This is a genomic window from Paenibacillus sp. FSL K6-1122 (assembly GCF_037977015.1).
In the GTDB taxonomy this organism is placed as follows: domain Bacteria; phylum Bacillota; class Bacilli; order Paenibacillales; family Paenibacillaceae; genus Paenibacillus; species Paenibacillus amylolyticus.
On record NZ_CP150272.1, the window covers coordinates 3,280,077 to 3,306,389 of the forward strand.

Annotated in this window: 16 protein-coding genes; 11 read left to right on the forward strand and 5 right to left on the reverse strand. The window is 45.0% G+C overall.

The window, feature by feature from the left end:
* The first annotated feature begins 550 nt into the window (after window positions 1-550).
* Window positions 551-2,296, forward strand: coding sequence for an ABC transporter ATP-binding protein (locus NSQ20_RS15040; protein WP_036608381.1), 1,746 nt, complete (start codon window positions 551-553; stop codon window positions 2,294-2,296).
* Window positions 2,293-4,062 (forward strand): ABC transporter ATP-binding protein, encoded by a 1,770-nt coding sequence (locus NSQ20_RS15045; protein WP_036608380.1) that lies wholly within the window; start codon window positions 2,293-2,295, stop codon window positions 4,060-4,062. Before NSQ20_RS15040 ends, NSQ20_RS15045 begins: the two co-directional genes overlap by 4 nt.
* A 114-nt stretch (window positions 4,063-4,176) precedes the next feature.
* Here NSQ20_RS15045 and cyoE read toward each other — a convergent pair whose 3' ends face one another.
* On the reverse strand, window positions 4,177-5,106 hold the full coding sequence (gene cyoE / locus NSQ20_RS15050; protein WP_036608378.1) for a heme o synthase: 930 nt from the start codon (window positions 5,104-5,106) through the stop codon (window positions 4,177-4,179).
* Between the two features lie 461 nt (window positions 5,107-5,567).
* On the opposite strand from cyoE, the gene NSQ20_RS15055 reads away from it, so the two are divergent.
* The 5 genes from NSQ20_RS15055 to NSQ20_RS15075 all read left to right on the forward strand — a co-directional run bounded on the left by NSQ20_RS15055 (window position 5,568) and on the right by NSQ20_RS15075 (window position 13,396).
* The gene (locus NSQ20_RS15055) at window positions 5,568-6,488 is read left to right on the forward strand and encodes an NAD(P)/FAD-dependent oxidoreductase (RefSeq protein ID WP_036608904.1); all 921 of its coding nucleotides are present in this window, start codon (window positions 5,568-5,570) and stop codon (window positions 6,486-6,488) included.
* A 298-nt stretch (window positions 6,489-6,786) separates the two neighbouring features.
* The gene (locus NSQ20_RS15060) at window positions 6,787-10,041 is read left to right on the forward strand and encodes a cytochrome P450 (protein ID WP_036608376.1); all 3,255 of its coding nucleotides are present in this window, start codon (window positions 6,787-6,789) and stop codon (window positions 10,039-10,041) included.
* A 262-nt stretch (window positions 10,042-10,303) separates the two neighbouring features.
* Entirely contained in the window at window positions 10,304-10,891 is a 588-nt protein-coding gene (locus NSQ20_RS15065) for a TetR/AcrR family transcriptional regulator (protein WP_036608373.1), read from the forward strand.
* A 68-nt stretch (window positions 10,892-10,959) separates the two neighbouring features.
* Window positions 10,960-12,441 carry a DHA2 family efflux MFS transporter permease subunit gene (locus NSQ20_RS15070; protein WP_051447104.1) on the forward strand — a complete coding sequence of 494 codons (1,482 nt, stop codon included), beginning with the start codon at window positions 10,960-10,962 and terminating at the stop codon, window positions 12,439-12,441.
* Window positions 12,442-12,748: 307 nt separating this feature from the next.
* On the forward strand, window positions 12,749-13,396 hold the full coding sequence (locus tag NSQ20_RS15075) for a hypothetical protein (RefSeq protein WP_340032886.1): 648 nt from the start codon (window positions 12,749-12,751) through the stop codon (window positions 13,394-13,396).
* Between the two features lie 88 nt (window positions 13,397-13,484).
* On the opposite strand, the gene NSQ20_RS15080 is transcribed toward NSQ20_RS15075, so the two are convergent.
* Window positions 13,485-14,462 carry an alpha/beta hydrolase gene (locus NSQ20_RS15080; RefSeq protein ID WP_340032887.1) on the reverse strand — a complete coding sequence of 326 codons (978 nt, stop codon included), beginning with the start codon at window positions 14,460-14,462 and terminating at the stop codon, window positions 13,485-13,487.
* A gap of 234 nt (window positions 14,463-14,696) precedes the next feature.
* Here NSQ20_RS15080 and NSQ20_RS15085 point away from each other — a divergent pair, with 234 nt between their 5' ends.
* On the forward strand, window positions 14,697-15,674 hold the full coding sequence (locus NSQ20_RS15085) for an MBL fold metallo-hydrolase (protein ID WP_340032888.1): 978 nt from the start codon (window positions 14,697-14,699) through the stop codon (window positions 15,672-15,674).
* A 53-nt stretch (window positions 15,675-15,727) separates the two neighbouring features.
* Here NSQ20_RS15085 and NSQ20_RS15090 read toward each other — a convergent pair whose 3' ends face one another.
* Window positions 15,728-16,309 carry a LysE family transporter gene (locus tag NSQ20_RS15090; RefSeq protein WP_338594432.1) on the reverse strand — a complete coding sequence of 194 codons (582 nt, stop codon included), beginning with the start codon at window positions 16,307-16,309 and terminating at the stop codon, window positions 15,728-15,730.
* A gap of 129 nt (window positions 16,310-16,438) precedes the next feature.
* Here NSQ20_RS15090 and NSQ20_RS15095 point away from each other — a divergent pair, with 129 nt between their 5' ends.
* Window positions 16,439-16,993, forward strand: a complete 555-nt coding sequence (locus NSQ20_RS15095; RefSeq protein WP_340032889.1) for an XRE family transcriptional regulator — start codon at window positions 16,439-16,441, stop codon at window positions 16,991-16,993.
* Between the two features lie 136 nt (window positions 16,994-17,129).
* Here NSQ20_RS15095 and NSQ20_RS15100 read toward each other — a convergent pair whose 3' ends face one another.
* On the reverse strand, window positions 17,130-19,547 hold the full coding sequence (locus NSQ20_RS15100; protein ID WP_340032890.1) for a family 43 glycosylhydrolase: 2,418 nt from the start codon (window positions 19,545-19,547) through the stop codon (window positions 17,130-17,132).
* A 385-nt stretch (window positions 19,548-19,932) separates the two neighbouring features.
* On the opposite strand from NSQ20_RS15100, the gene NSQ20_RS15105 reads away from it, so the two are divergent.
* Window positions 19,933-23,673 (forward strand): alpha-L-arabinofuranosidase C-terminal domain-containing protein, encoded by a 3,741-nt coding sequence (locus NSQ20_RS15105; protein WP_340032891.1) that lies wholly within the window; start codon window positions 19,933-19,935, stop codon window positions 23,671-23,673.
* A 125-nt stretch (window positions 23,674-23,798) separates the two neighbouring features.
* On the opposite strand, the gene NSQ20_RS15110 is transcribed toward NSQ20_RS15105, so the two are convergent.
* Window positions 23,799-24,059, reverse strand: a complete 261-nt coding sequence (locus NSQ20_RS15110) for a hypothetical protein (protein WP_074094912.1) — start codon at window positions 24,057-24,059, stop codon at window positions 23,799-23,801.
* Window positions 24,060-24,280: 221 nt separating this feature from the next.
* On the opposite strand from NSQ20_RS15110, the gene NSQ20_RS15115 reads away from it, so the two are divergent.
* Window positions 24,281-26,302, forward strand: a complete 2,022-nt coding sequence (locus tag NSQ20_RS15115; protein WP_340020503.1) for a catalase — start codon at window positions 24,281-24,283, stop codon at window positions 26,300-26,302.
* Window positions 26,303-26,313: the final 11 nt, after the last annotated feature.

Genomic DNA, 26,313 nt, shown 5'->3' on the forward strand with positions numbered 1-26,313 from the left:
AGTCCAGCGAATACAATAAACAACAAATATGTGAAACGGGTGGGATGATGATTATGTTTATGCCTATACAGATTTCGAATCGATAACTGAATACGCATGAGCATAGTGACATTAATCCAATTATTTTGCAATGATCGCGTTGGGACAGTCATGTTTGTGCACCCCTGTCGTGGACGCTCATCATTATTGCGATGCAGAGGAGATACGGGAAATGCTTTGCATTTCATCCGGTCTCTTTTGGTTACAAGCTGTAGATGAACATTAGTTCATCTATGGCTTTTTTGCATGCATTCCACCAATCCGTTCACATGGAAAGGAGCGTTTGGAGCGTTATTTTATAAAAAACTAACTTGTTAAAAAGGAGAATGTACAATGGTCAAATTACGTTCTACATATCAATTATGGGCGGGAAATCCCGATTTTAATGTCATTATGTATGACTCATCCTAGTGGGGATAACAGCGACCAAAAGGTTATTCTGTCATCGTAGTTTCAGTGTAAAGTTCTTTAGTTCACTTTATATAAATAAACCAATAAAGAGGTGGGACCTGTGCCCAAAACAGAGAAAAGCTCCATGTCATGGCTGCTGCGCTATCTAAAACCAGTCAAAGGACGGCTGGCCTTACTTTTAATCATGTTGCTCACATCAACGGGGCTTCAGCTCTTGAATCCACAGATCATCAAACGATTTATCGATACAGCAGCAAGTGGGGGAGTCCTCACCAATCTTGTTCAACTCGCAGGAATATTTCTAGTTGTTGCCGTGTTTAATCAACTCATCACGGTAGCGGTAAGTTATTTGGGGAATGATGTGGCCTGGCGGGCCACGAATCAACTGCGCGGAGATCTGCTGAAGCACTGTCTGCGTCTCGATATGCGTTTTCATAATGAGAAAACACCTGGTGAGATGATTGAACGTGTGGATGGTGACGTAACGAGCATCTCCAATTTTTTCGCGATGTTCATTGTGCAGGTGATCGGGAGTTTTGTACTGCTGGCCGGAATTCTCGGGTTTATGTTCAGCGTTAATGTGCCTATTGCTGTGGTTATGACCGTGTTCACATTATTATCGATCCTGTTCATGGTCTTCATCCGAAATCTGGGCGTGGACTCTTCCAAAAATGAGCGGGCGGCAAGTGCTGCTCTGTTCGGATTAATTGAAGAACGTATTGCCGGGATTGAAGATGTGCAAGCGAATGGTCATGTGCCGTATGTGATGAACCGCTTTTACCGCACGATGCGCACGGTATTCCGTAAGGGAAGAAAAGCCTGGCTGCTTCGGGTTATTCCGTGGAATACCACAGTAGTTCTGTTCGCTCTGGCGGTCACTGCGGTGCTTTTGCTGGGTGTGCATTATTATATGGAAGGTCTAATCAGTATCGGAACATTATTTCTGATCTACCAATATACGCAGATGCTGAATGATCCGATTGAGATGCTTGGAGATCAGGTGCAGGAGTTCCAAAAAGCAAAATCAGGCATGCTGCGCTCCAGAGAGCTGTTGTCCATGCGCAGTGTGATTGAAGAGGGCAAAGAGGAGCAATTGCCGGAAGGACCGCTTGGGTTGGAATTCAGTCAGGTGCACTTCAGTTATAACCAGGATAAACCGGTATTGCAGGACATTACTTTTGCTATTAAGCCTGGTGAACGTCTGGGAATCATCGGTCGCACAGGTAGCGGCAAATCGAGTCTTAGTCGTGTTCTTCTCCGGCTTTACAATCTGGATCGGGGTACGATCCGTGTAGGTGGAACGGATATCACAAAGCTTTCATTACAAGCACTCTATCGCCGGGTGGGTATGGTGACACAGGATGTGCAGTTGTTTGATGGCACGCTGCGTGACAATCTGACCCTGTTCAATGGAGATGTATCGGATCAGATGATCAAGGAGACGACGGATCGCCTTGGACTTAGCCAATGGATTAATTCACAACCAGAAGGACTTGATACGTATCTGGCTGCAGGTGGAGCTTCATTGTCGGCAGGGGAAGCACAGTTATTTGCCTTAACCCGCGTATTCCTGACCGAACCAAGTCTGGTTATTCTGGATGAGCCTTCGTCACGTCTGGATGCCGCGACCGAAGGTATGCTGCAATCTGCAATTGATCAGTTAATGAAACAATCCACCGGAGTCATTATTGCTCACCGATTGGCTACGCTGGAGAAAGTTGACCGGATTATGGTGCTCGGTGATGGGAAGGTACTGGAGTTTGGAGCGAGAGAAGAACTTGCCAGTAACCCGGCATCTCACTATGCCAGACTGCTCATTACAGGCCGAGAGGAGGAATTGGCATGACTGTAGCAGGATTTATAGGCCGTTTGTTTCGATTCAGGCCTTTGTTATTTGTAATCAACGGATTGTTATGGTGTATATTTCATTCCTTGCCGCTAGCCATTGGTATTGGAATGCAATGGTTTTTTGATCGCACAACAGTGGGGTCAAATGACTACATGTGGCTTGCTGTGCCGCTCATCTTTATTGCTTTGGTCCGAATGGCACGGGTGGGCACATTTTTTGTAGCCTTCTATGCATGGGTTACGTATCTGTATCATGTTCAGGCGATTTTGCGAACCAACATGCTCGCAGCGATCATGCGCTGGCCGGGGCGTAATCTTCCGGCTTCACCAGGGGAGGCAATGAGTCGCTTTCGGGATGATGTTGATGAAGTCGTTGAGTATGTAGAATCATGGGTGGACTTCTGGGGACGGCTTGTATTTGCTGTTGTATCCATCGTCATTATGGCGAACATTAATTGGCAGATCACATTGGTTGCCGTGCTGCCATTGGTGGTCGTGACCTTACTTAACAACCTGTCCGGAAATCGGGCTCGGAAGTATGCACAGGTTAATCGTGAAGCGACTGGGCGAATTACCAGTTTTATTGCGGAAACGTTTGGAGCAGTGCAAGCCCTGAAACTGGGTCAGGCCGAAGAGAATGTCTCTTCACGTTTTAACCAGTTGAATGAAGATCGTCGCCAGGCTGCACTTCGAGACAATCTGTTCAAGCAGTGGATGAGATCGATGAATCAGCATGTTCTAAGTATCTGTACCGGATTGATTCTACTGATGTGTGCAGCTGAGATGAAAGCAGGGAACTTTACCGTAGGTGATTTTGCCTTATTCACCAGTTATCTGGCCAATATCGGATTTAGCATTTCACTGTTTGGTTATATGGTGTTTCAGCACAAAAGGCTCAAGGTATCGTATGATCGTATGCGTAAGCTATTCCGCCCGGGGGAAGAAGACCAGATCATGGATTCGAGAGAAATCTATCTGTATGAAGATCCGCCGGAGCTTGTAAGTAAACAGAGGGACCCTAAGGAGAAGTTGCAATCTCTTGAGGTGAATAAGCTGACTTATCAATATCCGAATTCTTCAAATGGCATAGAAGAGATCAGTTTCCGTCTGAAACGCGGACAATTTCTTGTTATTACAGGACGGATCGGGTCAGGTAAATCAACGCTTGTACGAACACTTCTTGGACTGCTACCCAAGCAAAAAGGGGACATTCACTGGAATGGAGCGGCTGTTGATCCAGCCACCTTCCTGATGCCGCCTAGAGCAGCGTATACCCCGCAAGTACCAAGACTGTTTAGTGATACGTTGAAAGAAAATATCGTCCAGGGCAAACAGGGTAACACCGAGCAAGCACTGGAAAAAGCCATTCGTCTGGCTGTGATGCAGAAAGATATCAAACATCTAGATCAGGGACTTGAGACCCCGGTTGGTCCAAGAGGCGTCATGCTCTCAGGCGGGCAGATTCAGCGCGCGGCCACAGGACGCATGTTAATGACGGAAGCGGACCTGTTTATCTTTGATGACCTGTCCAGTGCACTGGATGTGGAGACAGAACAACAAGTATGGGAAGGGCTGTTCCAAGAGCCGGATGTCACCTGCATTGCAGTTTCTCACCGCAGGGCAGCACTTTCCAAAGCAGATCATATTATTGTTATGAAAAATGGACGCATTGAAGCCGAGGGAAGCTTGGCCGAACTGCTTGCCACCAATGAAGAGATGCAGCTGCTGTGGCAAGGGGAGCAAACTCCCGCCAAAGTTGGATAGCTTTACAATTTTGAAAAGATAATAAAAAGCAAAAAAGCCTTACAGGCGACTCCTTGCAAGAGTACAGTCTGTAAGGCTTTTTATCGTTATAACGAGTGGAAAGATGGAATATTTTTATCTCATCATTTGAGCAATCAGGGAATACGCAATGATCACCAGGAAGATAATAGTGATATGGTTAATGGAGAAGATAAACATCCGTTTGGACCATTTCTCTGTTTCTTTCTTATCAAAGGTAGCCACACTAAGAATGAGCCAGGCCAAGCTAACCAGAAATGCCACAATAGCGACAAATGGACTCATCGGCCAGAACAAAAAGCTGGAGATCAGTAACAGTACCAGATACACATTGGTCTGAATGTATGTCCGTCTGATGCCTTTAACAACGGGTAGCATGGGAACACCAGCAGCTTTGTATTCGTCAAAACGACGAATCGCAATCCCGTAAAAGTGAGGCATTTGCCATAAGAGCATCGTAACGACCAATGCCCAGATCTCGAAATGACCCAGTTCCGGTGAAATGGCTGCCCAACCGATGAGTGGAGGCACAGCACCCGAAAGACTTCCCACTTCCGTGTTGTAGATCGTTGTACGTTTGGTCCACATCGTGTAAGGAAACACATACAGCAACAGACCCAAAATACCGAATACAGCAGCGGATGGGGAAGCGATGTACAACATGATGCCCCCGATGATGGTGATTGCAATACCGAGAATCAGACCCGACTTGGTATCTACGCGTCCCGTAACGGTAGGACGTTTCTTCGTACGTTCCATGATCGCATCGATATCACGATCATACAAGTTGTTAAACACCCCTGCAGCTCCAATAATGAGAGAAGACCCAATAAAGGAAAGGATGATTGGTACAATATTAGCTAAGATTGAAGCATCAAATACATATAAAGCCAAACTTAAACCCGCAAACATGGCGATCAGGTTGGACTTGATGATTCCGATTTTGATTGTATCGAAGAAAACTTTCGGAATCGAGCTATACTCCAGGCTGATATTGGTCTGTGAACCATTATTCAATGTTTTCAAGAACTCACTTCCTATATCTATACTTATATATTATGTCGCTATTATACCATTCAATACACTATGTGATTTAATTAACGTTTTAGTATTTAAAATAATGTCATTTGATTGTGAACAATTTAAAAACAAGGTTGTTTTTAATTGTTAAATAATTATTTCTGTGTTACAGGAGAGAATCGAAAAATCCGGAGATAACAGCGATGTGAAGTTTGTTCTGTCATTATAGTGTAAGTGTAAATGTTCTTTTGTTCAACTCACACAGGCTGGATTGAAAAAGATAGATAAAGATATATGTTGCAAAAAGCTTAGGATTTGTTTATTGTAGATATAAGATATCTTTAATGGTCTTTTTAGAAATATTTCTTGTAATCTCCGAATTATCTTCTTTAAGAGAAAGCGGAGGTTATTTTTAAAACATAATTAGAGATATTAAATGTCTGGAAAGGGTGAATAATATGAGTAATATGAATCAACTCTTGGATGTACTTATTATTGGTGGAGGACCAGCGGGGCTTAATGCGGCGCTTGTACTCGGCAGGGCACGTAAGAACGTCGTGGTCATTGATGATGAGACACCGCGTAACTGGGTTACAAGGGAGACTCATGGGTTTGTGACAAGAGATGGGGCAAGTCCACGTGAATTCCGGAAAGCTGCCAAAGAACAGATTGAAGCGTATCCCTCAGTCCAATTTGCATCCGATACGGCAACAGCGATAACAGGTAGCGATGGTGATTTTGTAGTCAAGACTACTCAGGGGGCAAGTTATCGCACGAAAAAGATTTTGTTTGCAGTAGGTAAGAAAGATCTGCCTCTGGATATTAACGGATTAACAGAGGTTTACGGCAAAAGTGCGTTTGTGTGTCCATATTGTGATGGATGGGAGTTAAGAGACCAGTCGCTGGTCATCATCGTTAGTGGAGATAAGGCATTACATATGGCAAAAGTCATATCCGGCTGGACAGAACGTTATACGATCTGTACGAATGGATCAGATTCCTTAACCGATGAGCAGCGTGAAGAGCTGAAGCGGCATAATGTTACTGTATTCAATGCACCGATTCAATCCATTAACTCGGAAGAAGGAATGGTAAAACAAGTTGTACTGAATGACGGTACAGCGATTGCATGCACAGGAGTTTTCTTCCAACCGAAACTGTTCACCGGATCAGAACTGCCGAGAGCCATCGGTTGTGAAATTACAGAGTCGGGAACGGTTATCGTTGATGCTTCCGGCAAAACATCCGTATCGGGTGTATACAGTGCTGGTGATGCAGCTTCCGAGATGTATCAGGCAATCACGGCTGCGTCTCTGGGGGCATTGTCTGCGGTAAGCATTAATAATGAATTGAATTTCGAGAAGTGGGATGAGCCAAGTCATCATTAGAATAAATGAATAAGTGTAATAGAACCATGGCGTCATAGGTTCATAAATTAGGGGATTGCTATGCAATCCTCTATTTGTAGTTGTTCAAGCTAGACGTTGAACGATTCCAATGAAAGGAATACAGCCGGAAGTAAATTTGATAATAAGCCAAAAATGATTTATTATATTATTAAATGATACAGATTACTATCAATTATATAATGATCAAAGGAGAGATCACTTATGAATGAAAGCAGAGTAGTCATCAAATGGCTAACGAATACCTTGCTTCAAGGCGTACAGTTAAGAGGTGATCATCATGAGTGATGCAACTTACATTCCACAGCCCAAAATGTATGGGCCACTTGGCAATCTGCCCTTAATTGATAAAGATAAACCCACGTTGTCGCTAGGTGTTCTGGCTGAACAGCATGGACCAATATATCGACTTACCGTTCCCGGTTATTCCGGTTTAATCGTATCTGGACCAGATCTTGTCGCTGAGTTATGTGATGTGTCCCGTTTTGACAAATATGTATACAATGAACTCGAAAATGTACGTGCCTTTGGTGGCGATGGTTTATTTACAAGTAGAACATCAGAGCCCAACTGGAAAAAGGCCCATAACATTCTGCTTCCCACCTTCAGCAAACAGGCCATGAAAGGTTATCATCCCATGATGGTTGATATTGCCGAACAGTTGATCAACAAGTGGGCACGCATCAATTCCAACGATACGATTGATGTTGCGGATGATATGACACGGCTTACGTTGGATACCATTGGACTATGTGGATTCAATTATCGGTTTAACAGCTTTTACAGACAGGACCACAGTCCTTTTATTGAAAGCATGGTTAGGGCGCTGAATGAAGCGATGCAGAAGAGTTCCCGTTTGAAAATTCAGAATCTGCTTATGGTGAAAACCAAGCGACAGTTCCAAGAGGATATTCAGACGATGTTCTCTCTGGTAGATCAGATTATAGAGGAACGTAAAGCGAGTTCAGCACCCGAAGAGGTCGACTTGCTCGCACGTATGTTGAATGGTAAAGATCCGGAGACTGGAGAAATGCTGGATGATGAGAACATCCGTTATCAGATTATTACGTTTCTCATTGCCGGACATGAAACCACGAGTGGTTTATTATCTTTTGCTCTTTACTTTCTACTGAAAAATCCGGATTCGCTTCAAAAGGCGTATGACGAGGTGGATCAGATATTGGTCAGTGACTCACCACAGTACGAGGAAATTCTTCAGCTTTCCTATATTCGCATGATTCTCAGTGAATCGTTACGTCTCTGGCCAACCGCTCCGGGATTTGACGTATATGCCAAAGAAGACACCGTTATAGGTGGCAAATATCCCTTGAAGAAAGGGGAAAGTTGCAGTATTCTTTTGCCCCAGCTCCACCGTGACAGAGAGGCCTGGGGAGAGGATGCGGAGCTTTTCCGTCCGGAGCGATTTGAAGATACGGCGAAAGTGCCTCACCATGCATATAAACCTTTTGGTAATGGGGAGAGAGCGTGTATCGGCATGCAGTTTGCTTTATATGAAGCAACACTTGTGCTTGGCATGGTCCTCAAACATTTTGAGCTGATCGATTACAGCAATTATGAATTGGATGTTAAACAGACGCTGACGTTGAAGCCGGGAGACTTCAGAATCCAGGTGAAAGCGCGTGAAGTGTCACAAAAGATGAATAAGTCTACCAGATCTATGGAAGAGAAACCTGCTCCTGATGTTCATAAAGACGTAGCAAGTTCCAGTCAAATGGGAGATACCCTGGCCGGTGAAGCAGATGGTAACCCTTCGCTCCTGGTGTTATATGGTTCCAATCTCGGAACGGCAGAAGGCATTGCCAGAGAGCTTGTAGTGAAAGGTCGTTCGTATGGAATCCCAAGTGAAGCAGCCACTCTGAATGAGTGGATGGGCCGCTTACCTCGTCAGGGTGTCGTTCTCATCGTCACTGCTTCGTATAATGGTAAACCTCCGCAAAATGCTACGGCATTTGTAGACTGGTTGAATGGTGCGGGGTCAGAGGAAGCAAGGGATGTAAACTATGCCGTTCTGGGCTGTGGAGATCGGAGTTGGTCCGGGACGTATCAGAGTATTCCTCGATTGATAGATGAGAAGCTTGAAGAATTGGGAGGTAAAAGACTGTTATCCCGAGGTGAAGCCGATGCCGGAGGTGATATGGAGAAACAAGTTGAGACGTGGCAGCATATGTTGTGGCCGCAGGTGTTGAATGCTCTGGGGATCAACGCGGAAGTAGTGAAGCCAACCCTACCAAGCACAAGCAGACTTCAAATGGAGTTTGTCCACGAGAAAGCAGAGATGCCACTTGCACAAACTTATGATGCCAGCTATGCCACGGTTGTAGTCAATAAAGAGCTTCAGGCGCTGGGAAGTGGAAGAAGCACGCGTCACATCGAAGTGTTACTGCCTGAAGGCATGAGTTATAGAGAAGGCGACCATCTTGGCGTGTTGCCTAGCAATCAGAAGCAGAATGTGGATCGGATACTCAGTCGGTTCGGACTACGTGGGGATACTCCGATCCAATTAACTTCGGACGTCAGCCATCTTACACACCTACCACTGAACAGACCCGTCAAAATTCATGAGTTGCTCGCTTATTGTGTGGAATTGCAGACACCAGTCTCCAGAACACAGTTGCAGGAGTTAGCTAATCATACGGTATGTCCACCTCATAAGCGTGAACTGGAAGGCATGTTGGATGAAAACAGCTACAAGGATTATATTCTTGCCAATCGAATCACCATGTTGGACCTGCTAGAAAAGTATGAGGCGTGTGAACTGCCATTCGAAAGGTTCCTTGAACTATTGCCTCCACTCAAGCCCAGATATTATTCAATATCCAGTTCGCCAAGCCTGAATTCAGAGCAAGCGAGCATAACCGTATCGGTAGTAAGAGAGCCTGCATGGAGTGGCAAAGGCGAATACCAGGGAGTTGCTTCATCGTACCTTGCCGGTTGTCCATCCGGAGAACGTATTCTGATGTTTGTGCGTACGCCGGAATCCGAATTTTATTTGCCGAAAGAGGCTGACGTACCGATGATCATGGTGGGACCGGGGACGGGGGTTGCACCGTTCAGAGGTTTCCTCCAGGCGAGAGCTGTCATGAAACAGAGAGGTTTGCCACTGAGTGAGGCGCATTTGTTCTTTGGGTGCAGGAATGTTTCAGATTTCATATATCGTCAGGAGCTTGAGCAATACGAAAGGGAAGGGATCGTTAAGCTACACACTGCTTTTTCTCGTGCAGAAGGCAAGCCCAAAACGTATGTACAGCATCTAATGAAAGAGAATTCCGAAAAGTTAATTCACATGCTGATGAACAAAGGAAAACTCTACGTATGCGGGGATGGAAGCCTGATGGCTCCTGAGGTAGAAGAGACTTTGCAACAAGCATATCAGGAGGTGCATGAAGCAACGATGCAGCAAGCGAAAAACTGGCTCATTCAGCTTCAGGCCGAAGGACGCTACGTGCAAGACGTGTGGGCAGGTAATAAACGAACAGGTGAAACGCCTAAAGCTGTGCATGAGGAGGTACATTAAGACGGAGATGACTCCAACATCTACTAATATACAGTCCTTAATATACTCAAGCTAACAAACAGCCGCTTAATCTGGAGCTTTGTCTCCAAATTAGCGGCTGTTATGATGATCTCACCATGAGCCGTCGCTCGGTTCATTTTCTCACTCCTGAACTGTTAGCGTTTACAATAAAATTTGAAATAAAAATGATTGACAGTCCTTATCTGAACGGGTTTAATTATATAGACCGATTGTTATAATTATTTGAAGGAAGTGGCTTTCGTTGAGTGAAAAGTCTAATGCTAGAGAGTCTATTGTCAGCACAGCAGCGAGACTGTTTTTTTCACAAGGATATCATGCGACCGGTCTGAATCAGATCATCAAAGAGAGTAGTACGCCGAAAGGGTCGTTGTATCATTATTTCCCGCATGGCAAGGAAGAGCTCGCGCACGAGTGTATTCAAAAAGCCAATGAACATATCCTGCAGACATTTGAGAAAACATTTGCAGCCCACGACAATACGGGGGATGCCATTCAGAGATTTATTCATGATTTGGCTCATGAAACAGAAGCAGCCGGGTTTACCGGATTTCTGCCATTCAGCTTCTGGGCAGCTGTGGAGACATCGTGTATTAGTCAGCAGTTGCGTATTGCATGTCAGGGTGTATTTGCAGATTGGCAGGATGTCATTAAGAAACATCTGATTCTGGATGGTGTTGGTGAAGAGAAGGCGCGGGAGACGGCACTTCTGATCATTTCTTTGATGGAGGGAGCACTGATTATCAGCCTGACGAATCAGGATAAACAGCCTCTGCTGACGGCTGCTGAGTATTTGTCGGTTGTGACGAAGAACGCCAAACAGATTCAATAATTTATACCAAGAGATAGAGAAAAAGAAAGTTCGATACGTTTGAGGAGGATGGGATCGTGGAGGTTTCCATGAAGGCTGATTCTGCACAGAATCAACAAGAAACAAAGCAATACAAGGTATTTCCGATTTTGTTCGCAATGCTGCTGAGCGGCTTTATTGGTCTGTTTGGAGAAACGGCATTAAACGTGGCATTGACGCCACTTATGGCTCTACTGGAAGTAGGTCCTACAACGATTCAATGGTTAACTACAGGTTACTTGCTTGTGTTGGGAATCCTGGTACCGGTATCCGGCATGCTGTTGCAGTGGTTTACCACAAGACAGCTGTTTACAACATCTTTGATTTTCTCGATTGCAGGAACATTTGTTGCTGCACTTGCACCTAGCTTCGAAATTCTGTTGGTGGCACGGGTACTACAGGCGATAGGTACAGCTCTGTTGTTGCCACTGATGTTTAACACCATATTGGTTATTTTCCCGATTGAAAAACGTGGCGCGGCCATGGGATTGATCGGTTTGGTTATCATGTTTGCACCAGCAAGCGGTCCGAGTATCTCCGGTCTGATTCTGGCTAATCTGAGCTGGCATTGGATCTTCTGGATCTCCTTGCCGTTCTTCCTGATCTCACTGGTATGCGGTTTGTTGTTCTTGCCTAATATTTCGAAATTGACCAAGCCCAAAATTGACGTACTGTCCATTATCCTTTCTACCCTTGGTTTTGGTGGTATCGTATACGGCTTCAGTAGCGCAGGGGGACACGGGGAAACTGGCGGAGGCTGGACAAGTCCGGTCGTTGTTGCCACTCTCGTTATTGGTGTGTTGTCCTTGCTGTTATTCAGTATCCGTCAGCTAAGAATGAAGCAGCCAATGATGGATCTGCGTGCATTCCGATATCCGATGTTCACGATTGGTCTGATCCTGATATTCATCTGTATGATGATGATGCTGTCATCCATGCTGATCCTGCCAATGTATCTGCAACAAGGTATGGCCGTTACCGCGTTAACTGCCGGACTGGTTCTATTGCCGGGCAGTTTGCTGAATGGTTTACTGTCTCCGGTTATGGGTCGATTGTTTGACAAGTTCGGTCCAAAGTGGCTTGTGATTATTGGTCTGACTATCGTAACGATTGTACTCTTCATGTACACTGGAATTACACCTACAACAACACTGGCGAAAATCATTACGCTGCATGTGTTCATGATGGTCGGAATCTCGATGATTATGATGCCTGCACAGACGAATGGTCTGAACCAATTGCCCCGTGAGTATTATCCTCACGGTACTGCCATCATGAATACGTTGCAACAGGTATCCGGAGCGATCGGTACGGCTGTTGCGGTAAGTATACTGAGCGCAGGACAATCCCGCTTTTTGAGCGGAGTGGCGAATCCGGAAAGTCCAGAAAATCAACTGGCAGGTTTCACGTCAGGTGTACAGAATGCTTTTGTATTCGCATTAGTTCTGTCGATTATCGGCCTGATTGCTTCACTCTTCGTGAAACGGGTCAAAGTAGGATCAACGCCAGGACAACAAGGTCCAATGCATTAATTCATTAAGCAACAATAATAATTAGATACTGTATAAGAGCGATGTCCCTTAACTCTAAGGGCGCATCGCTTTTTTTTGCGTATCTATCTTTTTTCGGTGTTGACGTGAAACGGGTTACAGCCATTAGAGTAAAAATGTAGCTGGAATACGGCGGTTTAAAGAATGAATTTCAGAGCAAATACTTCATGTTCCGGCAAAATTGTATATGTTCATACTAATATAAAAGGGTAATATAGAATGTATTAGTACAATTTTTAACCAATTCGAAAACGGTTTATATTTTATTTTCACTCAAGGAGACATCGTTATGATTATCATCAATCCCATTAGCAATAACATTGAAAAGATGCTGTTGCACTACGAAAAAAAGGGCCATCTCACTCTACAGGCTTCGCTTATTAGTAATAGCTCCGTCGTATATAGATTGCAAAACTATTGTCTCAAGGTATATGCTTCACGTGCAAGATTGGATGGGGAGTTAGAAAGTGAGGCACTTAGGGCACTGCAGAGTAATTCTTATGCACCTAAATTGTATGCGTATTCACCAGGTGAGTACACCCTGACAGAGTGGATTGAAGCATTCAAACTGAAAGAGTACCGTGTGACATATGGACATATTCCTCCCAACTTGATATACGATATGTTTACGACGGAACTTCAGCAGATTCATGCTGGATATTGGGACTGGGATGTCATCCGATATGAGAATTTGCTATGGACGGAGACAGGTGATGTGAAAAGAACAGACTTTTGGTTGTGTGAACCTGTGAACTCCAGACGTGAGAGCTTATATAACCAGGTCATTCGAAGAATTGATAACATCTACAATGGCGATCGTACCGAAATGGAGGCGATGGAACAGTACTTTTATCGTCACCAGTTGACTGCATTAGAGATCGAACAAGCTTTCAGCGATTTCAGGTCCCAACGGCCAAGACTGGCGATAGCACAATAAATCTCATACTTAAAACCCCAAAGATATTAGAGATACCTTTGGGGTTTCTTTCATGATATAACATAGCCTTACTTTAGCAGAGTGTACGTTACTTCTTCACCAGGGCCAATATTTCATTCGCAACGAGGTCAGGGCGATATTGATGGATGTAATGATCGGTATCTTTAATGGTTACCTGTTTTGAATCATCTGACCAAGATTTGAATTCTGATTGTGATTTATCCCATTCGGGTTCACTTGCACCAAGGTAGTCAGCTGTCAGTATGGTGAGTGGAAACGGTAAGGTTTGCTTGTGATCTACGACCACTTTGGCATTGGCAGCTATTTCACGTAATTCATCCAACGTATTAACATTACCATAGTTGTGCAACAGCGCAGTTGTATCCAGTTTTTTCAGATCTTCGGGTACAAGTTTCAGTTCATTACGATTGGCATTGGAAGTTTCGACAACCAAGTCAGATTGCATGGAGAGACGGAATAGTCCGGTTTGGATACGGAATTTATTCGCAAAACCACCAATTGTGTCTGCCAAAGAGTCATCGTCATTTGAATAATATTCGGGGCTTCCGCCATCAATCATGACGATACCCTTGACGAGATCCGGGTATTTTTGTGCGAAACGGATGGTCTCCAGCGAGCCGAGTGAATGTCCAACCAATACATAAGGTGGCTTCTGTCCAGATACCTGCAACAATTCGTGTAATTCTTCAGCTACGGTATCGACATCACGTTTCTTATCGGTCTGATCACTGTATCCATAGCCAAATCGATCATATACAGCGAATTTTGTGTTTGGAGCAAGCTTTTCATATAATGGATAATAATCTACATAGGGATTAGCGGTCCCCCAGCCAGAGGCGAGTACAACCGTTACATCGCCTTCTCCGCCAGTATATAGATGCATATTGTCTCCATGTACTTTGTAGAGCTTTCCAGGAGGTACGAGCATTTTTACATCCTGCCTTACCCCTATTTGTTGGTAGATCACGCCTGTACCCAGAAGCAACAGAATTACCGCGAGGTCAAATATCAAAAACTTAACTAATCTTTTACGCCATTTCTTCATGTTCTCTCACATACTCTCCATGTATTTTCTCTATCATATATGCCCAATCTTATAGGAGAGAAAACAGAGTCTTAATTCTATCTTAATTGAGTTTATTTCTGATCAAGGGAGAAGGGCGTGTTCTAGTGAAAATTGTATATCAACGGCCAATGAATTAATATATAGCTACGATATGAATATATCTCATCTAAATGTTGAACCTAGATTGATTTTATAGAACAGAAGGTATGTATAATGACAAAATACGAAAATCAGCTCCCGACATCAGCAGGCATGAACTTCAAGTCCCTAATCAGTATATTGAGAGATTCCATGCGTGGCAATGTAGAGCGGAGGCCATCGGGCACGATGCCAATGGAGATATGTGAACCCGCTGAAACCTTCAGTGCGTCGGATAATCCACAGGTTACATGGTTCGGACATTCGGCTTTTTTGCTTGAAATTGAAGGGCACAGGTTGCTCTTTGATCCGATGCTGGGCAATCGTCCATCCCCTGTATCCTGGGTGGGTACCAAACGTTACAGCACGAATCTACCGATACAACCGGAGGATTTCCCAGCTCTGGATGCAATCATTATATCGCATGACCATTATGATCATCTGGATTATAACTCCATCCGCAGATTGAAGGATAAAACAAAGCGATTTATCGTACCGCTTGGGGTACGTCGACGGCTAATTCAACTGGGTGTGCCTTCGGAACAGATTACCGAGCATAACTGGTGGGAAGAGTTATCGTTCAAAGGTCTAACATTTGCTTGTACACCAGCAAGACATTTTTCGGGCAGAGGATTATTCGACCGTAATTCTACCTTATGGTGTTCGTGGGTTATCGCTGGACAACATACAAAGGTGTTCTTTAGTGGTGACAGCGGATACGGTCCTCATTTCAAGGAAATTGGCAGTAAATACGGTCCATTTGACCTCACCTTGATGGAATGTGGGCAATATGACGAGCGGTGGTCCAACATTCACATGATGCCGGAAGAAACGGTGCAAGCACACTTGGATGTAAAGGGGAAGTTGCTTATCCCGATTCATTGGGCCGCATTTACGCTGGCCTATCATGCCTGGAATGAACCAGTGGAACGAATTACGAAGGCTGCACATGCCTTGCAAGTTAAGATTGCAACACCCAAAATCGGCGAAAAGGTTGTGCTTCATACGGAGGATTACCCTACACATCCATGGTGGAGACCGGAATTGGGATGAAAAAATAAAAGCGTTCAGCTCATCGAATGAGTGGACGCTTTTTCTATTACATTTTACATCAGGATTGATAGTGCACTGTAAATTAACAACATACCCATTACGATATTAACAGGACGCTCGTATTTTAATAGAAAGCTCTGGAATAACATTCCACCGAACGCCCAGGTCATATTGGCACTAATGCCGATGAAGGTGAGCAGTAAGGAAAATACGATTAATTGAACATGGGACTGCCCAAGAGGCAGAACAAAAACGGATATGGCAGTAAGCCCATACAGAATGACTTTGGGATTGATAAATTGCAGGGTGAACCCGAATAGAAATGAATAATGATTGACCTTGTTTTCTTGTGCATCTGCAGGTTTACTACGCATGATTTTGAACGCCAGATAGAGCATATACACACATCCTAACACGTTCAAGACGGGTGTGATCCTGGGAATATATTGATGAAGAATAAGGTTGAAATAACTGGACAGAAACATAATTAGCAGGCAGCCGGCTGCAACTCCACTAATAAACGGAAGGGTCTTGCGAAACCCTTGATTTTTTGCATGCGTCATGGAAATGATGTTGTTGGGTCCGGGTGTAAATGAAGCGATGATTGCATAGGTCACTAAAGGTATAATGTTCATGGTTCCTCCACGTTTTCTTAGTTGTGTGATATAATGATATGAAATGTACGTTATAGCGTACGGTCTTCATTATTGTACAACATGTGCGTTATATAGCACAACATAATTATAAAATGAGGAGGATGGATTTTGAAAAACATTAATAGTATTCTTGCTCAGAACCTGAAACAGCTTAGGGAACAAAGAAAGCTTAGTCTGGACAAGGTCGCCGAAATGTCTGGTATTAGCAAGACCATGCTTGGTCAGATTGAACGTGGCGAATCCAATCCCTCCATTGCAACCGTATGGAAGATTGCTAATGGCCTGAAAACTTCCTTCACTGCTTTGATTCACGAGCCGAAGTCAGATACGACCGTTGTAACGGGCGATGATATTCAAGTATTGATGGAGGATGAGGGAAGAGTTCGGATTTATCCGCATTTTCCTTTTGAAGAGGGTCGTCGTTTTGAAATATATATGATGGAGATGGACCCCAAGTCTGAGTTGAAAGCTGAACCGCATATCGAAGGTACAGAAGAATTTATTACTGTTTTTGAAGGGAAAGTTACGATTCGGGTAGGCACGGAAGAATATACGGTGAACCAAGGGGAGTCAATTCGTTTTGGAGCGGACAAGCCTCATGCCTATGTAAACTCCGGTGCTAAGGAGAGTAAATTCAACATGGTCATCCATTATTCGAAGTGACAATAAAGCAGCCTGATGTAATGAACTGCAACGCCGCTGTTAGTTGTCTCTAACAAATGGGGTGCAGTTCGATACATTAGCTGCTTTATGATGTGTGCACTATGGAGTCCAACCGCTTGCGATTGGGGACTCTAAGTTAAGGCTTTTCTTTGGCTTGACGCTGGATTTCCTTGGCTGTTAATGCTTTATCATACACTCTTACGTTATCCAGACTCCCTTTGTAGAACGGATCAGCCGCATAACGACTCTTGCCCACATAAGCTTCCGTTACCTTTAGATCTTTCGGGTTAAAAGTAATCTCAGAGCTGCTTGCAACCGATGTACCATTCACATATAGAGTACCCACATCACCCTGAAGGGTTACAGCCACATGAACCCACGCTTTGGAAGGCAGTGGTTTTGCTGCAATCAGGCTCTGATCCCGTCCCTCATTATGAATGGTAAATTGTAATGCCCCATTATGTTGGGAGGGAGTAAGGAACATATGTCTAGTCAAGCCATTTCCAAAGTCGAAAATACGCTGCCAGGACCCGCCACCGTCCCAATTGACCCAGGCGCTAAACGTGAAATCCGTTGTATCTGTAATGAGTCCAGGTAACTGAATGTAACTGTCTACCCCATTGAATGTAGCAGCCTGATTTTTGCCACTTGCAGCAGAACTGACCACGTTAAAGGCTTGTCCGTGATATCCATTTTTACTGGAATCCTGTGCGACTTTGGCAAGTTTTTTGTGTTCAAAAGTATACTCCCCGAGCAACGGGCTTACCGCTTGCTGTGGAATGATAACGTTAAACGTTTTGGAGTTTACCGCAGTTCCTTTACGAATCGTTGCGGTTAATTTCACTTTGGCATCACCCTTACCAGTGCGTGGTCGCTGCACTACACCTGTAGAGGATAGAGCCGAAGTGTTGGAGCTTTTCCACGTAATGTCTGCATCACTTGTTCCCTTGGTAGGCAGAGACAGATTGAAGAACACGTGATCCGTATTGCTAATGCTCAGGTCCTTTTTCACCGCATCTACAATGTCCTGATCACTCCGTTCAACACCTTGACTTCCCCAGATGGCAATTCCGGAGGATGAGAGCGCGCTAAAGGTCAGAACCGTACTTTGAGATTCCGAATTCCATTCATGTGTGAAAACGCCTTTGTACACAACGTTATTCGATGTGATCTGAACCTTGTTGTCTGTACCAAGACTCCATGTTCCTGTCACGGCACCATGAATCTGCCCATCTGCCGTGAACTGAACCGTCTGGGATGACTTGATGTCCGCCGTGATGTCCTTACCATGATTCACCCATTGGTACTGACCAGCGATATCCTGAGTTGTCAGTTGCGTTGTATCCTCTCCCAAAGCCGCATAGCGATATGGAGAAACAACGGGCCAACCATCTGCATTCATCTGCATCTCATGCACGCGAACTTCATGCTCTTCGCCACGCCCAGGAAAGCGAGTATGTAAGATGAGAAATTGTTTGCCAGTCTCCGGATCAACATAAGCAGAGTTATGCCCTGGCGATACATAACCGCTACCTAGGCCTGTGCCCGGATCACCGATCTGTCTCTCGAACAGGAAGTTCCCCATTAATTTGACTCCAAAAGGCTCAATAGAACGATCATCAAACAACGGTTTATCCTTGTCCGCTTTAACGTTGATCATATCGTTTCCTTCCGCATCGAGGAAAGGTCCATCCGGTGTTTGGGAGCGAGCAACACGAATGTTGTATCCTCCATCAGCACCTAGTCCACCATAAGACAGGTACAGATAATAATAATCGGTTTCGGGACTGTAGAGCATATAAGGTGCTTCAATACGACTATGATTGCCTCCGGTCAGCTTTTTGCCATAACCTTGATTCGGCAGTGGTTTACCTGTCGTTGCATCCATCTCCAGAATGAAAATCCCTCCGGAATACGAGCCATACACCATCCATAACTTGCCGTTTTTATCATAAAAGACATCCGGATCGACCACATTGGGATGAATCGTTGCATCGTAAATGGTACCATCCTCACTGATCTGATCCCACATGCCGGATTTCAACAGAATGCCTTGATCCTTATAAGGGCCTTCGATATTGTCTGCGACAGCAATGCCGAGCGCTGATCGCGGAGAGTCCCCTTTACAAGCATTGTAGTACATATAAAACTTGCCATCCGCCAATTGAATGACATCTGCTGCCCATAACGTATCCGTCTGCGCCCACTCCAACGCTTCAGCGAATTCCTTGGTTACATTGGGGACAACAGGGTTGTTATCTGTAACGCCGGAGGCGACCAGATCCCAGTTCAGAAAGTCTTTGGACTTAGCCACCTGCAGATGTGAACCAAAAATATAAAACGTATCATCCACCTTAATGACAGAAGGGTCATGAACGGAAACATTTTTAAATGTTGGAGCAGGATTAGCGATAGGTGTGGTGGAACTCTGCGAGTTACCCACGGTTTCCCCTGAACCATTTGCGAACACCGAGACCGGCGCCAAAGTTGTTGCAGTAAGTAAAGTGGTGCTTAGTACAGAAATGTTAAGTACGCGAACCCAATAACGTTTCATACGTTTCCCCTTTCCTATTCCCCGGAATGAAAAATCAACCGATACTTGGCAACACACGATAAAAGGTTCGGCAGACCTCCTTTGAGTATTTCATTATATCAAGCGCTTTCATTTGTTATATTATCAATTGATTTATATGTTTGTAAACCATAAATCTAATGTTTATAAGAGTAAAATGAAAAATAAATAAGAGACGGGAAGAGCCGATAAAGGTCATTACATTCAAATAAACCAGTTGTCTTTCTCAAATTTAGGATTGAAATGGGGATCGATGATGCGATATTATTACGTTTAAGAAATGTGTTTAACTATTTATCAATCATTTTATATTAATACGAATTAAAAGCGTAAACCGACAAATCCCAACTACATAGGAGGTAAGAACATGAGCACATATCAAAATCAATTAATTGCACAATACACGTTTGAAGATACCGTTCAGATCGGGAAGGACAGCTCCGGTAAGGGCCATGATGGTATAGCCAAAGGCGAGATCCCGCCTGTGATATCCGAGTTGAAAGGCAGAACGGCGGTGACTTTCAACGGGGGAGCGAATGGAACTTCTTATCTGCAATTACCCTCGAATCTGCTTCGTGATGTAAGCGATAACACGGGAATCACGATTGCCACTTGGGTGTTTCTGGGCAAGGGGTCTAATGTGTGGGAACGCATTTTTGACTTTGGCAAAGGGGAGAAGGGGCCGTATTTGTTTCTGACACGTCAGCTTTTGGGAACGTTATATGCCGGCGATAATCTGGTTGTCCACCCAAGTGGAGGAGTTGCAAGTGGAGAATGGCTGCATATTGCGCTCTCCGTGGCAGGTAGCCAAGGGGGAACGTTGAGCAGTGCGGGTCCAATTGTGTATGTGAACGGGGAGAAGGCCGCAGACGGCTCGATCAGTCAGACGTCGAGCGGCAATTATGCCAAATTGCGCGAATGGTTTGATTCGTTCACCGATCCTGAGAATTATAGCCAGAATTATATTGGACGTTCCCAGTATGCAGCGGATGTGGACTTTGCAGGTTCGTTATCCGACTTTCGGATCTATGGGGCAGCGCTCACCATGGATGAAGTCATTGAAGTGATGTGTGAATCACTGACAGATGAAGCGATTGTGAAGCTTGCGGCGGACAAGTACTTGTCCTTCCCCAACCGAATCATCACCAAGGATGTATCATTACCCGCAGACTTGCTGGGTGGTAAAGTGTCTGTTGAATGGAGCTCCAGTGCTCCAGAAGTTCTGTCCGAGAACGGAGAGGTTCAGGCAATCACATTGGCACAAGAGGTTACACTCCGGGCGCTTCTGAACAGAGGTGATCGTAAGCTGAGCCAAAGCTTTGACGTGTCTGTTGTGCCAGCACATGTCGCTCCCTATACCGTCACCATACATGGAGATCAGAAGGTGGCTGATATCAGTGAAGTCATGTATGGACTTTTTTACGAGGATATTAACAATGCGGCAGATGGCGGAATCTATGCAGAGCTTGTTCAGAATCGATCATTTGAATCTTTTGCATTTGATACATACTCGCATGACTCTGGAGAGTGTGGTTGTTCGACAGGTCGAAATTGTGAGCCTTTGTTCGCCTGGTCAGGCGATACGGAGAAAATGCTCGTACAGCATACGGATGGACTAAACGTTCACTTTAACGTGGAAGACCCTGAAGTAAATGCTTATTATGTAACGGTTCAGGATGGGGCTACGATTCGGAATCGTGGATTCTCAGACTCCAACCAGCATTGTGCCATGTCCATCAAGCAGGGAGAATCATATGACTTTACCGTATGGGCAAAAGCAGAATCGGCAGGAACGATCACTGTTCAATTGCAGGATGGAAGTGACACATCCATCAGTGATTCGGTAACACTGCATGTTGAAGGTGGGAACACATGGAAGAAATACGGTGTGTCTCTGACCGGAACGGAGACTGTACTTGGTCAACTGGCACTTATGTTTGCAGGTGACATTTCTATCGATATGGTGTCCTTGGTCCCTCAGAATGTATGGGGAGCTGACCCGACAGAAGAAGGCATATCGGCTACAGCACATGCCAACTACACAGGTAATCCGAACTATCGATTGAGAAAAGATCTAATCCAGGCACTCGCAGATCTGCATCCGAAGTTCTTGCGTTTTCCGGGAGGATGTATCTCGGAGGGGTCTTTTATCTGGGATAACGTATATGACTGGAAGGATTCTGTGGGTCCGGTTGAGCTCCGCAAAGAGAATTATAATGTCTGGGGTTACATGATGACGATGGGGCTTGGTTATATGGAGTACTTCCAACTGGCGGAAGATCTGAATGCCGCTCCAGTTCCAGTCATGGCTTGCGGTGTGTTGTGTCAGGCACGCTCGGATTATGCTCACCCTGCGGGTGGCGCTTTAAGAGATTATTATATCCGCAACTTTACAGATCTGATTGACTTTGCGCTCAGTACAGACTTTGAACACAACGAATGGGCAGCGGTACGAAGCGAGATGGGACATCCTGAACCGTTTGATCTTCGTTATCTGGGCGTAGGCAATGAGAACTGGGGCACTGAATTTTTTGCCAACTTCGAAGTATTCAAACGTTCAATAGATGACTACATGGAGCAGAACTATCCTGATCATGAGCTGCACATTATCTCGACGGTTGGTGCTCAGGCGGATGATGATGCGTACCAGGAAGGATGGAAATTCCTCAGCGGGAATCTGACCGGATCGGCTCAAGTTGCTTTTGCAGATGGCACAGAGGTGATTGAGGAGACGGTAACCTGGTATGAAAACCAGGACAATTATATGGACACCATTGCAGATGAGCACTACTACCGCTCCAATGAATATTTGCTGAATAACGCGGATCGATACAACTACTATGACCGGGCTTATCTTGAAGACGGAAGTATCGATTGGAAAGAAACATCCAAAGTATTTGTTGGAGAATATGCTTCCACGGACAAAAACACGCTGGCAGGAGCGGTCGCAGAAGCTGCGATCATGACTGGATTTGAAAATAATGCAGACGTTGTTCGTTTGGCTGCCTATGCGCCATTGTTCAACAAAGTACTAACGGACGGTACTTACCGCTGGACGCCAGACTGCATCTGGTTTGATGATGAAACCGTGTGGTATACACCGAATTACTATGTACAGCAGCTTTTTGCAAAATATGTAGGGGATCAGGTGCTTGAGACTTCATTCTCCACCTATAGCAAAGGCAAACCGTTGAATCTCATTCCTCGTGGAGGTATCGAGATTGCAACGGGTCATGCAGACATCGTGGTGAAACGAGTTACAGTGACGTCCAATGTGGATAGCAGTTTGATGTTTGATGAAGATTTCAGGGAACGTACAGAGCCTAGTGAGGCATGGAGACAGATTCCCGGATCGGAAGGATATGCGTTAACCGCAGGAAAAGGACTCATTTTGAAGGCACAATCAAGTGGATTGAATGGATTGTATCTGCTGAATGACGAATGGACCAATTACAAAGTTCACGTTGAGGCTGAAAGAATTTCAGGTGAGGATGGTTTTTACATCGGTGTGGGACTGACGGATATCTCGCCTGAGAACAAGGATGTCATTGAGTACGCAATTAGTTACGGCGGGAACGCAACAGGCGTGAAGGTGTACAAACAAGGGATTGAGGGTTATACACTGGGAGACTATTCATCCAGCTCGGCAGCAGGTAACCTGAGAGCGGCCAACTATGAACCACTCGAGAATGGAACCCATTATACAATCACGGTTAACTATGGTGGGGATACAGGAAAAAATCTGGTTTGCTCCTATACAGACGGACGTAATACCAGCAAGGTTCTGGATTACAAGCTGGAAGCTTACAACCGGGAAGTATTCCACTCCGTTACGAAGGACGCACGGCATGTGTTTGTGAAACTGGTGAATGCAGATGGTGTGGATAAATCAACCCGGATTTGCCTTCAGGATCTAAAGGTTGATACTACAGCCAGATTGATCACGCTTACTGGAGAAGATCATTTGGTGCATATTCCGAATGTGAATCAGAAGAATGATGAGAAAGTGGTTCCCCAAGAACAGGAGATTACACTGTCGGATACATCGGTGGTCGTTAACTTAACAGCTCATTCAGTGAATGTATTGGTGATGGATATTCTGAATTAAATTCATATCGTGAACAAGAGACCGCGGTTATCGCGGTTTTTTGGCGTTCGAAATCTGTCCATTGATGATCAAAGAACGAAGAAATGGTGCTCTCCTAAAGGAAGGCACCATTTCTTTGGGTCTGATTATCTGCGTTTTAATAACAGAACGCCACTGATTGCCGACGTTTTATGGCGATAGACCACTTTGAATCCAATATCATTGTCCAGCAAACAGTTCAGTGCATTGATTAGCCGTGCACCGGGAACCAGTGTGAATGTACATGGAGACGTATTACCAATCACGCGCACACTTTGGATTCTGCGCGCAGAACCAGGGACGAGGGGATTTCTTGACCAATAGATTAATACCAGATCCGGTTGCGGAACAGCATTGACACGAGCCATACTAATCATCTCTTTTCTATTAGATTCTCTATAGTAAATGACAATGTGAAGTAGAAGGTGCTAGACAAAAGACGTCATGAGCAATAAATGGGGTTAACACCTTCCATTTATATCTAGTGCCTGTGGAATTCACAACAATTCATAGGTATAACAGATACTCATAAATGCATTTTCAATCCCATACATATATTCTGGAGGTGATTGGGATGAGCAAGGAACCTATGGATGAGAATAAAAAGATTGAGCAAAGAAACACCTTTCTTCGGGACAATAACGGGAAAGAGATGTCTTCCAACGAAGGGGTTAAAATATCAGATGACAGCAACTCGCTAAAAGCGGGGGATCGCGGACCCACGCTGCTTGAAGATTTTCTGATGCGTGAGAAATTGTCTCACTTTGACCGGGAACGCATCCCGGAGAGAGTTGTGCATGCTCGCGGATATGGAGCTTACGGTGAATTTGAGTTATATGAATCACTTGAAGAGTTAACGATGGCTCATTTTCTTCAGAATCCAGGAGTGAAAACACCGCTGTTTGTGCGTTTTTCCGAAGTTGCTGGTTCCAAAGGGGTTAACGAGACGAATCGGGATGTACGTGGGTTCGCCGTGAAGTTTTATACTGAGGAAGGCAATTTTGACTTGGTTGGCAACAATATACCTGTTTTTTTCATTCAGGACGGAGTTAAGTTCCCGGATTTGATTCATGCGGTAAAGCCGGAACCTAACAATGAAATTCCACAGGGCTCTACTGCACACGACACCTTCTGGGATTTCATTGCGAATAACCAGGAGTCGGCTGCTATGGTCATGTGGATTATGTCGGATCGCACGATACCGCGAAGCTTTCGAATGATGCAAGGATTTGGAGTACATACCTTCCGACTGGTGAACAATGAAGGCAAATCCAGATTCGTGAAATTTCATTGGAGGCCCGTACTTGGCATGCATTCTTTTGTGTGGGATGAAGCTCAAAAGCTGGGAGGTGCGGATCCGGACTTTCATCGCAGGGAACTGTGGGAAAACATCAATGCGGGTAATTTTGCGGAGTTTGAACTCGGAATACAAGTTTTGGAGGAAGCGGATGAATTCAAGTTTGATTTTGATATTTTGGATGCAACGAAATTATGGCCTGAAGAAGACATTCCGGTGCGAATCATTGGCAAAATGACGATTAACCGCAATGTCGAAAATGTATTTGCGGAAACGGAACAGGTTGCTTTCCATCCAGGGAACATCGTACGTGGCATTGACTTTAGCAATGATCCTTTGCTTCAAGGGCGACTGTTTTCGTACACGGATACTCAATTGGCGAGGGTGGGCACAAATTATCAGGAACTGCCGATCAATCGTCCGATATGCCCTGTACATAACAACCAGAGAGATGGAGCCTCTCGCTATACCATTGATCAGGGGAGAGTCGCCTATCATGACAATTCGCTTGCCAATAACTCACCTTATACTGTGCCGGGAACAAAAGGGGGATTTGTGACATATCCTTCCCCAGTGCAAGGTCTTAAAGAACGGAAAACGGCACCCAGCTTCCTGGATCATTTCTCGCAAGCACGTCTCTTCTGGAACAGCATGTCAGGCTTGGAGAGAAGCCATATCATTCAGGCACTTACGTTTGAACTTGGGAAGGTAAAGGATGTTTCCATTCGTCAGCAGGTTGTCAATATGTTAGGTCATATCAGCACGGAGCTGGCGACCATTCTGGCCGTGGAACTCGGAGTCAATGTACCTAACGTCCCTGAATCTCCAGTGACGAAGTCGTCACCTGCGCTCAGCATGGCAAATACGGTGTTTTCTCCCAAGACATTGCGTGTCGGAGTGATTGTTGGGGAAGGATTCGATGGCCCGAGCACACAATACATTTTGGAAGAGCTTAAGGGAGCGGGACTTCAACCGGTCATTGTACATGAAAGACAGGGTGTGGTGCGTGGAACAGGGAATGTGGAGCTCAAGGTGGACGACAGCTTTTTGACCGGCTCGCCCTTGGTATATGATGGTCTGTTCATTGTTGGAGGACAGCAGGAAAACGATTATGTTCAGAAATACACCCGATCCTATGCGATCGAAACGTACAATCATTTCAAACCGATCGGTGCTACACCGACGGGTGCAGCGGTGATCCAGCCGGTCGGCATTATAGGCAAACCTGGCGTCATTGTGGAACAGCAGCCTGCGGCGTTTGCAGAGCAATTCATTCAAGCGATGACCCAGCAGCGCTTTTGGGATCGGACATAGCCACGTGGGAT